Source organism: Pontimicrobium sp. MEBiC01747 (assembly GCF_053601635.1).
On record NZ_JBSHNS010000614.1, the window covers coordinates 23,288 to 36,775 of the forward strand.

The 13,488-nt window shown below is 30.6% G+C and carries 12 protein-coding genes; 10 read left to right on the top strand and 2 right to left on the bottom strand.

From position 1 onward, the window contains the following. The 7 genes from ACVC2P_RS20900 to rlmN all read left to right on the top strand — a co-directional run bounded on the left by ACVC2P_RS20900 (position 1) and on the right by rlmN (position 8,649). On the top strand, positions 1–2,031 hold the full coding sequence (locus ACVC2P_RS20900; protein ID WP_452600376.1) for a DUF3858 domain-containing protein: 2,031 nt from the start codon (positions 1–3) through the stop codon (positions 2,029–2,031). Positions 2,032–2,055: 24 nt separating this feature from the next. After that, positions 2,056–4,068: a DUF3857 domain-containing protein gene (locus ACVC2P_RS20905; protein ID WP_452600377.1), complete on the top strand. Its 2,013-nt coding sequence runs from the start codon at positions 2,056–2,058 to the stop codon at positions 4,066–4,068. Between the two features lie 4 nt (positions 4,069–4,072). Next, a complete protein-coding gene (locus ACVC2P_RS20910) occupies positions 4,073–4,594 on the top strand; it encodes a metal-dependent hydrolase (protein ID WP_452600378.1) in 522 nt (173 codons plus the stop codon). After that, positions 4,584–4,910 carry a nucleotide pyrophosphohydrolase gene (locus ACVC2P_RS20915; protein WP_452600379.1) on the top strand — a complete coding sequence of 109 codons (327 nt, stop codon included), beginning with the start codon at positions 4,584–4,586 and terminating at the stop codon, positions 4,908–4,910. Before ACVC2P_RS20910 ends, ACVC2P_RS20915 begins: the two co-directional genes overlap by 11 nt. A 50-nt stretch (positions 4,911–4,960) precedes the next feature. Continuing rightward, positions 4,961–6,193, top strand: a complete 1,233-nt coding sequence (locus tag ACVC2P_RS20920; RefSeq protein WP_452600380.1) for a 3-phosphoshikimate 1-carboxyvinyltransferase — start codon at positions 4,961–4,963, stop codon at positions 6,191–6,193. Between the two features lie 237 nt (positions 6,194–6,430). Next, positions 6,431–7,480, top strand: a complete 1,050-nt coding sequence (gene queA, locus ACVC2P_RS20925; RefSeq protein WP_452600381.1) for a tRNA preQ1(34) S-adenosylmethionine ribosyltransferase-isomerase QueA — start codon at positions 6,431–6,433, stop codon at positions 7,478–7,480. Positions 7,481–7,608: 128 nt separating this feature from the next. Further along, positions 7,609–8,649, top strand: coding sequence for a 23S rRNA (adenine(2503)-C(2))-methyltransferase RlmN (rlmN, locus tag ACVC2P_RS20930; RefSeq protein WP_452600382.1), 1,041 nt, complete (start codon positions 7,609–7,611; stop codon positions 8,647–8,649). A gap of 6 nt (positions 8,650–8,655) precedes the next feature. Here rlmN and ACVC2P_RS20935 read toward each other — a convergent pair whose 3' ends face one another. Continuing rightward, positions 8,656–9,513: a tetratricopeptide repeat protein gene (locus ACVC2P_RS20935; protein WP_452600383.1), complete on the bottom strand. Its 858-nt coding sequence runs from the start codon at positions 9,511–9,513 to the stop codon at positions 8,656–8,658. Between the two features lie 221 nt (positions 9,514–9,734). Beyond that, positions 9,735–10,850, bottom strand: a complete 1,116-nt coding sequence (locus ACVC2P_RS20940; protein WP_452600384.1) for a choice-of-anchor J domain-containing protein — start codon at positions 10,848–10,850, stop codon at positions 9,735–9,737. Positions 10,851–11,041: 191 nt separating this feature from the next. On the opposite strand from ACVC2P_RS20940, the gene ACVC2P_RS20945 reads away from it, so the two are divergent. From ACVC2P_RS20945 to ACVC2P_RS20955, 3 genes are all read left to right on the top strand, one after another. Next, on the top strand, positions 11,042–12,019 hold the full coding sequence (locus ACVC2P_RS20945; RefSeq protein ID WP_452600385.1) for a polyprenyl synthetase family protein: 978 nt from the start codon (positions 11,042–11,044) through the stop codon (positions 12,017–12,019). 79 nt (positions 12,020–12,098) lie between these two features. Further along, entirely contained in the window at positions 12,099–12,665 is a 567-nt protein-coding gene (locus ACVC2P_RS20950) for an RNA polymerase sigma factor (protein ID WP_452600386.1), read from the top strand. After that, a partial coding sequence (locus tag ACVC2P_RS20955) for a hypothetical protein (protein WP_452600387.1) occupies positions 12,652–13,488 on the top strand: 837 nt, incomplete at its 3' end. The genes ACVC2P_RS20950 and ACVC2P_RS20955, both read left to right, overlap by 14 nt.

Consider the following 13,488-nt stretch of genomic DNA (forward strand, 5'->3'; position numbering starts at 1 on the left):
ATGAAAAAAGTAATAGTAATAACCCTTTTATTACTGTGTAGTTTTAGTTTTTCGCAAAACTATAAATTCGGAAAAGTAAGTAAAGAAGAATTAGCAGAAAAAACGTATAATAATGATACTACTGTTAATGCCGCGGTGTTATATAGAGAGCATAAAGTATATTATAATTATGTCCAAGATGCAGGGTTTAAAAGATTTATTGAAATTTTTGAACGTATAAAAATTTATAATAAAGATGGATTTAAATGGGGTACAAAAGTAGAGAATCTCTACAATGAAAATGCTTCTAATAAAGAGAAACTGTTAAATTTAAAAGCCTATACATATAACATAGAAGGAGGAAAGATTGAAAAAGATAAATTAAAGAAAAATGGTATTTTTAAAGAAGAAAAAAATGAGTATTGGAAACAGTATAAGTTTACAATGCCTAATTTAAAAGAGGGCTCTATTATAGAATATAAGTACGTAATAGAATCACCTAATATAGAATTAGATGATGATGTTTTTCAATACAATATACCCATAAAGCAATTTAATTACCAATTAAAAGTGCCGGAGTATTTTAGAGTAAGTAAGATACTTAATACTAGAGCTAAATATATACCAGAAATATTAGAAAGAAGTAAAAATAGAAAGTTATTAGTTTCATACCATTCTTCTTTTGCTAATGGATCTGCAGAAGCTAAAACAAAATTTTCTAAAGAGAATCTTGTAGAAAGAACATATGACATTTTAGAAAATATATATGAAGCCGATTTACAAAATATACCTGCTTTAAAAAGAGAACCATACGTAGATAACATTAATAATTATAGAGCAATAGTAAAATGGGAGGTTAAATCAATCAAAAGTTTTGATGGTTCTGTAAAAGAATATTCAACAGATTGGGAACAAGTTACTAAGTCTATATATAATAGAGAAAGTTTTGGGAGACAATTAAGTAAAACAACCTATTTTGAGGAAGACTTAAAAAATATTATTAAGGGTATTAATTCTCCTGAAGAAAAAGTTGCTCTTATATATAATTTTGTAAAGACCAAGATAAAATGGAATGGGCGAAGAGGGTATACCTCAGAGTTAGGTGTGAAAAAGGCTTACAAAGAAAGAGTAGGGAATACTGCCGATATTAATTTAATGCTTACCTCAATGTTAAGGTATGCAGGATTAGATGCTAGTCCAGTTTTGGTTAGTACAAGAGATAATGGAATTCCTATTTTACCTAGTACGAAAGGATTTAATTATGTCATAGCAGCTATAAGCTTAGAAAATGGTTTTATTTTATTAGATGGTACCAGTAAATATGGAAGTGCTAACATTTTAAGAGAAAACTCAATTAATTGGAAAGGTAGGCTTGTTAAACAAAATGGAACTTCTGGTTGGATAGGTCTAACTCCGCAAACTAAATCTAAAGAAATAGCTCTAATGAATGTTGAAATTAACGACGATTTATCTATCTCTGGGAAAATTAGAAAACAGCTAACAGAATATCTAGCATTAGGATATAGAGACAATTATTATACTACAAATAATGATGCTATAATTAAAGATTTTGAAGATGGTAAAGGAGATATTGAAATTACAAATCTATCTATTAAAAATAAAGAAGCTTTAAATAAACCAATAAGTTATACTTACGATTACAAATTAAATAATGAAGTAGAAGAAATAGGAGATAAACTTTACATATCCCCATTATTATTTCTTGCACCAGAAGAAAACCCGTTTAAACAAGACTCAAGAACCTATCCAATAGATTTTATATATCCATTGTATAGCAAGTACTCTATTACAATAAAAATTCCAGAAGGCTATGCTGTAGAATCTATACCAGAGAATGCAAAAGTACAATTAAATGGAGTCGATGGGGAATTCTCATATATTGTTAAGTCGCTTGGTAATAAATTACAGGTTATGGTAACAACTAACCTTAATAAAACATTAATATTGCCTGCAGAATATGAGCAGTTTAAACAATTTTTTCAATTGTCATTTGAAAAGCAAACAGACAAAATTGTATTAAAAAAAGTATAAAATAAATTTATTTACTAAATAAGCATGAGATTATTAGCTCTACTCGTATTATTTTCAATTCAAGGAATACTTGCTCAGAATTATAAATTTGGAAAAGTAACTAAAGAGGAATTAATAGATAATAGTTATGAAAAAGATACTACAGCTAATGCAGTAGTGCTATATAAAGAACAGAACATAAATTTTATATATAGAGAAAATGATGGCTTTGTACAAAGAAATGAAGTACACGAAAGAATAAAAATATATAATAAAGAAGGTTTCGAGTGGGCAACAAAACGTATTCGGTTGTATGATAGATATACTTCTAAAAGTGAAAAACTATTAGGTTTAAATGGCTATACTTATACTTTAAAAAACGGAAAAGTAGTAAAAACAAAGCTTAAAAAAGAAGGCGTATTCGAAGAAAAAACTAGTAAATATTTAGCAACTAAAAGCTTTACAATGCCTAATGTTAGTGAAGGATGCATTATAGAATTCGAGTATAAAATAGAATCTCCATATGCTTATATAGACGATGTTGTGTTACAATACAATATACCAATAGCTAAGTTAGAGGTCTCTATAAAAACTCCTGAGTATTTTAACTATAAAAAGCAGGCAAATATTAAAGCAGTGTATTTTCCTAAAATAGAAGAGTCAAGAAATCAAAAAAATGTAGCGGTCTCTAATAAACAGAGAGAAGGGACCGTTTTTAGAACAAGAAGTTATGAGTTGTCTCACTCTAGCTGGGTTTATGATGAAAATACAATTACAATAAAAGAAAATAATATTCCCGCTTTAAAAACAGAACCATTTGTAAATAATTTAGACAATTACCGCTCAAAATTAATTTTAGAATATTCCTTTTTTAAAGGAGCAGATGGCGTAATTAAAGATTATACAACAACATGGGAAAGTGTTGCAGAAACCATATATAAAAGTGATGTTTTTGGAGGACAATTAAAAAAGACAGGTTATTTTAAAGAAGAAATAGATGCATTAATAGAGGGGATAAATAACCCTAAAGAAAAAATAAGCGTTATATATAATTTTTTAAAAAACAAGATGACATGGAACGGATTAGTTGGGTTCGAATCTAATAGTGGTGTAAAAAAAGCATATAAAGCTAGAACAGGAAATGTTGGAGATATTAATCTTATGTTAACAGCCATGCTAACGTATGCAGGTATTAAAGCAAACCCAGTATTAATAAGTACAAGAGCAAATGGTATACCAGTAACACCAACACTAACAGGATTTAACTATGTTATAACAGCAGTAGAAGTAGAAGGCAAAACACTTTTGCTAGACGCAACTAATACTATTACGGCGCCAGGAACATTACCTTTAAGAGCCGTTAACTGGCAAGGACGAATGATAAAGCCTAATGGAAAATCGACATGGATAAATTTATCCCCAAAAGTATTCTCTAGAGAAAATGTTTTGTTAGAAGCAGAAATTACAGATAATTTATCAATTACTGGAACAGTAAGAAAGCGACTTACAAACTACTTAGCATATAATTATAGAAGTAAAAATGTAGATATAGAAAAAGAAGAAGTAGTAAGAAACTTAGAAGAAAGCAAAGGAGAAATAAAAATTACAGATTTAGATATTAAAAACTTAAAAATACTTAATAAACCCATTAATTATAGCTATAACTATACATTAGCTAATGAGGTAGAGCAAATAGGAAATAAACTATACTTTTCTCCACTATTATTTTTTACGGCAAACGAAAATGTATTTAAGCAAGACAAAAGAGCTTTTCCTATAGACTTTATTTACCCTACCGCAACAAGATATTCCGTTAACTTAAAAATACCAGAAGGTTATACTATAGAATCCTTACCAGAAAACATAAAGATTCAGTATAACGGAAACGAAGGTGATTTTTCATTTATAACAAAAGTAGATAATGGAGCTATTCAAATAACCCTAACAAAACACTTAAAAACAACATACATAATTCCAGAAAAGTATCAGGAATTTAAAACGTTTACAGACAATATTGTTGAGAAAGAAAGTCAGAAAATAGTATTAAAAAAAGAATGATAAAATGGCATCCTTATTTGGACATGGATTAGTAGGCTTTACGCTATCTAAAATAGTCGACTCTAGAAGTAATAAACTACTATTGTTTTTAGCAATTGGCTCTGCAATACTACCAGATATAGATGTTCTAGCTTTTAACTTTGGAATTCCATATATGCATCCATTTGGGCATCGTGGGTTTACACACTCTATTATTTTTGCAGTATTATGGGGGATAATAATAATGTTGCTATTGCGAAAACAAAAAAAGCAAATTGTTTTTATTGTTATTTTTTTATCAACTATCTCTCATGGTATTTTAGACGGATTAACAACAGGAGGAAGAGGCGTGGGTTTTTTTATTCCTTTTAACGATGAACGTTTTTTCTTTCCATTAAAAATAATAAAAGTATCACCAATAGGTATTAGTAAATTTTTTTCAGAATGGGGAATGCGAGTTATTTTAAGCGAATTAAAATATATTGCTATTCCGTGCATTTTGGTTTTATTATTTTTACGCTTTAAAAAGAAAAACAATGAACATTAAAAACGCACAACTAGACGTAGATAATTGGATAAAAGAACATGGTGTTCGCTATTTTAACGAGCTAACAAACATGGCGCAACTTACAGAAGAAGTAGGTGAAGTTGCTAGAATAATAGCCAGAAGATATGGAGAACAAAGCGAAAAGGAAAGCGATAAAGACAAAGACCTAGGCGAAGAATTAGCAGATGTTATGTTTGTTGTATTATGTTTAGCAAATCAAACAGGAATAAATTTACAAGAAGCTTTCGATAAAAAGCTAGACATAAAAACAAAACGTGATCACGACAGACACCAAAATAATCAAAAATTAAAATAATATTTATAGATAGTATTACAAGCTATAACTATAAATAAAGCCGACTCTAAATGAATTTACATCTTCAAAAATCGCAAATAGTAAACCAAAAAACATCAATTAAAATTACAGGTTCAAAAAGCGAATCGAATCGGTTATTATTATTACAAGCATTATATCCAAAACTACAAGTTTATAATGTGTCTAATTCAGACGATTCCCAGTTAATGACTAAAGCATTAGCCTCAACATCTAACGTTATAGACATTCACCATGCAGGAACAGCTATGCGATTTTTAACAGCATACTTTGCCACACAAGCAGGACGAACAATAGAACTTACAGGCTCTAAACGAATGAAGGAGCGTCCTATTGAAATATTAGTAGAAGCATTAAATCAATTAGGAGCAAAAATAAGTTATAAAGAAAATAAAGGATATCCACCATTAATAATAGAAGGGCAAGAATTAACGCAACATAAAGTTAATTTAAAAGCGAATGTAAGTAGTCAGTACATTTCGGCATTATTACTTGTTGCACCAACTTTAAAAAATGGGATAGAGTTACATTTAGAAGGAAAAATAACCTCTGTGCCATATATTAATATGACACTAAGTCTATTAAATAAAATAGGAGTAGAAACAACTTTTAAGAATAATATAGTTACAGTAAAACCTTTACAAGAAGAATTAAAAGAAAAAATTGAACTTGTAGTAGAGTCAGACTGGTCTTCGGCATCATATTACTATAGTATAGTCGCTTTATGTAGTATAGGTACAGAAATTGAATTAACATCTTATACAAAAGAAAGCCTACAAGGAGACGCTTCATTAGCCAAATTTTATAAAACGTTTGGAGTAGAAACACAATTTAATGATAATACAATTCTATTAAAGAAAACAGAATTAGTAGATGCAGACACCATTATTAATTTCGACTTAGCGAATTCACCAGATATAGCCCAAACCATATCGGTTACAGCCTTTGCTTTAAGATTAGAATGTAACCTAACAGGATTGCACACGCTAAAAATAAAAGAAACAGACCGTTTAGAAGCATTAAAAGCCGAAATAGAAAAATTAGGAGGAAATGTAGAGATAACAGACAATTCTTTACAACTATCGGCCTCAAAAACTATAAAAGAAAACAGCTCTACAGAAACCTATAACGATCATAGAATGGCTATGGCATTTGCACCATTAGCACTGAAAGTTCCTATTATTATTGAAGATTCAGGAGTCGTGTCTAAATCTTACCCTACATTTTGGGAAGATTTAAAAACGTTAGGTTTTAAGTTTAATTAATAATAATCAGTCATTTACTTGACAACCCCTATCTCGAGATTGTATATTTGCAATCTTGAAAAATAAATACCGGAGAGAACAGACTAGCAACTTTAATGCAAAAGGTCATTTTATCTGGAAGATTAAAATAAACAACTAGCAAATGAACCATTCAATAAGGTCATAACTATTCGATAAGAACAGTATATAAAATTGAATGTAACATTTGACCAAAAGATTAAAATAAACAACTAGCAAATGAAACTATCTAACTTTGGCTTTGAATTACCAGAAGAACTATTAGCAGAATACCCATCTGAAAACAGAGATGAATCTCGTTTAATGGTTTTAAATAGAAAAGAGCAAACCATAGAGCACAAACAATTTAAAGACCTTATCGATTATTTTGAAGAAGACGATGTCATGATTCTTAATAATACAAAAGTATTTCCTGCACGTTTATTTGGAAATAAAGAAAAAACAGGAGCTAGAATAGAAGTCTTTTTATTAAGAGAATTAAATGAAGAGCAACGTCTTTGGGATGTTTTAGTAGATCCAGCACGTAAAATTAGAATAGGGAATAAATTATACTTTGGAGACGATGAAACGCTAGTAGCAGAAGTTATAGATAACACAACCTCTAGAGGAAGAACATTACGTTTTCTTTATGACGGTTCATACACAGAGTTTCGTGCTAAGTTAAAAGCATTAGGAGAAACACCACTTCCTAAATACATTAAAAGAGAAGTAGAACCAGAAGATGAAGAACGTTACCAAACCATTTTTGCAAAAGAAGAAGGAGCTGTAGCAGCACCAACAGCAGGACTACACTTCTCTAAACACTTATTAAAGCGTTTAGAAATTAAAGGTATAGACTTCGCAGAAGTAACATTACATGTAGGCTTAGGAACCTTTAACCCTGTTGAGGTAGAAGACTTGTCTAAACATAAAATGGATAGTGAAGAAGTATTTATAGGGCCAAAAACAGTAGAACAAATAAATACAGCTTTAAAAAACAGAAGACGTATTTGCGCAGTAGGTACAACAGCTATGCGTGCAGTAGAAAGTGCAGTATCTTCAAATTCTACATTAAATGAAATAGATGGTTGGACCAATAAATTTATTTTCCCTCCATACGATTTTAGTATAGCAAATGCAATGATTACTAACTTCCATACACCAAAATCTACATTATTAATGATGGTGTCTGCCTTTGCAGGACATGATTTTATTATAAGAGCGTATGAAGAAGCTGTAAAAGAAAAATACAAGTTTTACAGTTATGGAGATGCTATGCTAATTATCTAATTTGCATTAAACGTATATAAAATTGAAAGCCTTGATTCATTTTTTTTGAATCAAGGTTTTTTTAGTAATAACAATTCCTAAAATCAAAAAAAAGTAATTAATAAACGTTTACTATTTTTGCACAACCTATGGCAGTTAAGAAAAAAGACATACGAGCATTAACAAAAGAGCAATTAAGAACGTTTTTTGAGCAAGAAGGCGATAAAGCATTTCGTGGTAATCAAGTATACGAATGGCTTTGGAGTAAAGGCGCGCATACCTTTGAAGATATGACGAATCTCTCTAAAGCAACACGCCAAATGCTAGAAGAAAACTTCGTGATTAATCACATAGAAGTCGATACCATGCAACGAAGTAACGATGGTACGGTAAAAAATGCAGTACGTTTACACGATGGCTTAATTGTAGAATCTGTATTAATACCAACAGAAACTAGAACAACAGCTTGTGTTTCTAGCCAAGTAGGATGTAGTTTAGATTGTAAATTTTGTGCTACAGCACGTTTAAAACGCATGCGTAATTTAAATCCAGATGAGATTTACGATCAAGTTGTTGCCATAGATAAAGAAAGCAAGTTATACTTTAATCGTCCGTTAAGTAATATTGTATTTATGGGTATGGGAGAACCACTTATGAACTACAATAACGTTATTAAAGCCATAGATAAAATTACATCGCCAGAAGGATTAGGGATGTCCCCTAAACGTATAGTTGTTTCTACATCAGGAGTGCCAAAAATGATTAAAAAAATGGCCGATGATGAGGTTAAATTTAACCTAGCAGTCTCATTACATTCTGCAATAGATGAGGTGCGTACAACGATAATGCCGTTTAATGAAACCTTTCCTCTTAAAGATTTGCGAGAAGCTTTAGAATACTGGTACCAAAAAACACAACGTAAAATTACTTACGAGTATGTCGTTTGGGATGGTATTAACGATTCGCAAAAAGATATAGACGCACTAGTTCGTTTTTGCAAATATGTACCCTGTAAAGTCAATATTATTGAATACAATCCAATAGACGATGGACAATTTCAACAAGCAAAAAGTACAGCAATAGACGATTATATTTACCACTTAGAAAAAAACAGAATTGTTGTTAATGTGCGTAGAAGCAGAGGTAAAGATATAGATGCAGCCTGTGGCCAATTAGCCAATAAAAGCTAATATGTTTTAATTTTTATCCCATTGTTTTTCAAATAGTTCAATGTATTTAACATACTGAGAGTTAGGCTCTGCATATTTTCTTGTAAGTTTAGCCCATTGCTTAAACTTCTTTTTATTCTTTAATTGAAAATAAGATTGAGCCATATTTACAGCCATTTCACTTTTTTCAAAATCATTGTCAGAAATTTTAATACCCTTTTTATATGTCGCTTCAGCTTTATCTATAAGATTTATGTTTTTATAAGAATACCCTAATTCCCTGTAGAAATAGAAATTGTTAGGATTGTTTTTAATGGCTTTGTCTAAAATAGTAATAGCTTTTTCAAACTGTTTTAAAGCATTATAAGCATAAGCAAGTTCAAACTCTAACCCTTCATAATGCGGTTCTATGCTATATGCTTTTTCTAGCGGTATTAAAGCCAGTTCGCAAGCGCCAACGTGATTATAATGATAACCTATAGATTTTAAATAATTGATTTCATTGGCTCCCTCTTTATATACAGATAACCAATCTGGTACTTCTGGAAGGTTTAATTCTGTCATTTGCTTTTTATTAAGCACAGTTACTAAACTCGTTTTTGGAGTCAACCTAACTTTCATAAAACCAATAGTAGAATCTCTAGGCGTACTTTTTAATCCTTTTTCTGAAATGAAAAAATTTGTTTCATAATTTAATGTAAAACCAGCTTGCGGATCTAAATAAATAAAACCATAGAGGTAAGTTGAATCTGAAGCTTTTTTAGGAAAGGCAACCCACTTATCTGTAGCATTATAATATTTAGTATCAAAATTTAAATCCTCTAATTTAGTTTGCGTAAAGCCAAGATTAGAAGCTAGTATTAAAAATAATAGTGAGAATCTCATAGTTAGTTTTTTAATAATTTTTATAAATCTAAATTATAAATCTAGAAAATAAAAAATAAAATGAGTGTATAATGCCTTTTAATTAGTTAACGCTACAACTTAGCTTTAATGCATATAAATAACAGTAACAAAAAAGCTTATAGAAAATATAAATTCCTGTACCTCTTACTATAAAAAAAGCGACCGAAAGGTCGCTTTTTTTATAATCTATTGGTTTTGTATTATTCTTTAAAAAATTTAAGAGTCTGCTTTTTGTTGTTTGCTACAATAGTTATAAAGTAAATTCCTTGATTAAGATTGCTCACATTAACAGTATTATTTAAAACCTGTTTACCTTGTAATGTAATAACCTGTTTGCCTAGTTGATTATAAATAACTAATGAATTTACAGTTTCATTAGTATTAATATTTAGTACATCGCTAGTTGGGTTTGGATATATAGAAAATGATTTTAGGTCATCAAATTGCTCAACAGATAAAGTAGGGTCTGCTTCTGTTGTAAAACTCCATACAGCAGATCCCACAGCTTCACCTCCAACATTTTTAGCAACAACTTGCCAGTAATATACTGTAGCGTATTCCATACCAGTAATATTTACAGAGGTATCTCCTAAGGTTCCTAACAAGTTTAAAGTAGACGGAGAGTCGCCTAAATACACATCGTAAGCTGTAGGTGCATCACCCATTGGTGAAGCTTCCCATGAAAAAGCTACAGCATTACTATTTGTCGTGTCAATTGTTATATCTATAGCCATATCTGCTGGAGTAGGCGTAGTTACAGGGTTAGGAGCAGATGCATTAGCAATCATATCTATATTGTCAATAATCCAACGATCCCCATTGTTTTGCTCCATAACAAAAGCAACATAAATAGGCATGCCTACGTATGCCGATAAATCTACAGTATGCTGCGCTAATGGTCCTCCAGACCAAACATCGGTTTCCGTTTGGGTATCTACAATTGTAAAATCTGCATGAGTTGTTTGCGAAAGCGTAGAAACTCTTATCGTGTATGAACTACCATAGTCGGTAGCAAAAGAATCCGATTGGTCAAAAGACAAAATAAAGTTAGTGGCATCTACAGTAAACTGTGGTGTAACTAACCAATCTTCAGAAGTCATCCCAGTAGTTACAGCTTCCCAATTAACAAAAGCAACATTATTAGTTGCACCGTCATTTATTTGCCAATCTTGACCAGTACCTAAGCCATTAGTACCTATAAAAGATGTCCATCCTGCTGGAATTGTAGTGCCCGCCTCAAAATCTTCAGGAAATTGTGCATGTGCATTAAACGTAATCGCTAAAAAGCTAAAAAGTAAAAAAGTAATTTTTTTCATAGTTATAAGAATTTAGTTAAATAGTTAATTACTAAATATATGACTAAGAGTACGTTATTAAAAAAAACACCGATTAAATGTTTTATATAAAGGTTTAATGGACTTAAAAGCGAGGTGTTATAAATAGAGAACATATTAATAGTAATACAACAACTTTATTATTAATTTTGTCAGAATCAAATTTTAACTATTTGAAAATAACTGAGCAAATAAAACAACCCATTGATTACGAAATGGAACTTTTCGAGAAAAAGTTTCGTTTAGCAATGTCTTCTAAAGTGGCGTTATTAAATCGTATAACACACTATATCGTTAACCGTAAAGGAAAACAAATGCGCCCAATGTTTGTGTTTTTAGTAGCTAAAATGGTCTCTAATGGAGACGTTGTAGACCGTACATATAGAGGTGCTTCAGTTATAGAGTTAATACATACAGCAACATTAGTGCATGACGATGTTGTAGACGATAGTAACCAACGCCGTGGATTTTTCTCAATCAATGCACTTTGGAAAAATAAAATAGCCGTATTAATAGGAGATTTTTTATTGTCTAAGGGCTTATTGCTTTCTATAGATAATGGGGATTTCGATTTATTAAAAATTATATCGGTAGCCGTTCGTGAAATGAGCGAAGGCGAGTTGCTTCAAATAGAAAAAGCAAGAAAGCTAGACATTACCGAGGATGTGTATTACGAAATTATTAGGCAGAAAACAGCAACCTTAATAGCTGCCTGTTGTAGTTTAGGTGCAGCTTCGGTAAAACCAGACTCAGAGTATGTAGAACTCATGCGTAAATTTGGAGAGCTTATAGGTATGGCATTTCAAATAAAAGATGACCTGTTCGATTATGGTTCTAAAAGTATTGGTAAGCCTGTAGGAATAGATATAAAAGAACAAAAAATGACCTTGCCTTTAATTTATGTCCTAAATACCAGTAATAAAAAAGATAAGCGTTGGCTTATAAACTCTGTAAAAAATCATAATAAAGATAAAAAACGAGTTAACGAAGTTATCGATTTTGTAAAAAATAATGGAGGACTAGAATATGCTGTTTCTAAAATGAAAGCATTTCAGTCTGAAGCCTTGCAAATACTGAGTAAATTTCCAGATTCTGAGTACAAATCTTCATTAGAATTAATGGTAAATTATGTGATTGAAAGAAAAAAATAAACTTTTTTTTAATCAATAGGCAACCATATGTACAACTTTTGCGTCTTTGTAAATAGAAGACTAAAACTATCCGCTTTTTGTGAAAGTAATTCAATTATATAAAAACGAATCTAAGCTTATTAAGAGAGCCATCGATAATAATCGAGAAGCACAGCATGTATTGTATGAGTTACACGCACCAAAAATGTTAAGTATATGTCGCTATTATATCAAAGATGTGCAGCATGCAGAAGAAGCTATGCTTAATGGATTCTTTAAAGTGTTTTCAAACTTAAAAAGTTTTAAAGGAGAAGGAAGTTTTGAAGGATGGATAAGGCGCATAATGGTAAGAGAAGCCATTTCGTTTTTAAGACAAAAAAAGACTATTGAGTTTCCAGTAGAAACTATAGTGGAGGTAAATAATGATACTGCAAACAATATTCAAACAGAGATAAATGTAGAGCAAATACAACAATTAATAGATACATTACCAGAAGGATACAAAGTCGTTTTTGTAATGTATGCGATAGAAGGATATAAACATCAAGAAATTGCAGAAATGCTAAACATAAGTTTAGGAACTTCAAAATCGCAATTATTTAAAGCACGAAAAATGCTTCAGCAAAAAATTAATGAATTAAACATATCGAGTTATGGCACCAATTAAATTTGAAGAAAACATAAAAGAAAAGCTCGAGGAAAGAACAATAAATCCTTCGCCAAAAAGTTGGGAGGCATTAGCAAACCGTTTGGATGAGGCTCCAACTAAGAAAAATATAAATCGTTTTAGGGTAGTAGGTATAGCAGCCAGTTTTATAGGCGTACTATTGTTAATTACAGGCATTGTAAATTATAATGATAAAGAATCATTTAAAACGGTGGAAACCGATGTTGAAACAAAGAGCAATATAGTAAAGGACAAAATAGAAGGAGATAAAGAAATAAATCTATTAAATGATTCTAAAAAAGAAGAACGTATAGTAGATATGGAAAATAAAACAAATCATAACATTAAAAGAGAAAGTCTTAAAATACAAAAAGAACAATCTATTAAAAAAAGAACAGAAGGGGTTGCTAGTGTAGTTACAAATAACAATGTTAATAATAAACAGAAGGCGGTAAACACCAATATAATAAATACGAATAAAAAGAGCAATAACAATGCTCGACAAAACACATTAAATAAAGCATATATAGCCTTTAACACGCAAGGAGAAGGCGGTAAAGAAAAGCTATTAAAAAATAGTACTATTCCTGAAGAGAAAAAAGCAATAGCTTCTAATACTAATAATCAAATAATTCAAGTTACCGATAGCGAACTCGATAAGCTTTTAAATAATGCTAAAAGAGATATTGCTAAAAAATCATCTAACCCAATCCCTTTAGATTATAATGAATTGCTTCAAGATGTTGAAGATAATTTAGAAGAATCCTTTAGAGATAAAATTTTGAAAACGGTAAAAGGAGGATATCATTCTGTTAAATCATAT